Genomic DNA, 229 nt, shown 5'->3' with positions numbered 1-229 from the left:
GTCGAAGACCGCCTCCTGCGGCCGGAACCACGGTGAATCCGGGTGCATGAACGAGGGGCTCCCCGGCCTTCCCCGACCCAGAAGGACCGTATCCACCAGCGCCTGCCGGTCTATGGCCAGGTCCAGAGCCCTCCGAAACTCCGGCCGGTCGAGCGGAGGGCGTTCGGGGTTGATGCGGTAGAAGACAGATGAGAACCGATTGCCCTCCACCAGCTCGACGTCCCGGTTG

The 229-nt window shown here is 66.4% G+C and carries 1 protein-coding gene; it reads right to left on the bottom strand.

What is annotated here, in order from left to right:
• Window positions 1-229 (bottom strand): ABC transporter substrate-binding protein (locus HKX41_14120; GenBank protein NNC25270.1); only part of this gene is annotated, 229 nt, incomplete at both ends.

Source organism: Salifodinibacter halophilus, assembly GCA_012999515.1.
Lineage (GTDB): Bacteria > Pseudomonadota > Gammaproteobacteria > Nevskiales > Salinisphaeraceae > Salifodinibacter > Salifodinibacter halophilus.
This window is presented reverse-complemented; position numbering and strand designations above follow the sequence as displayed.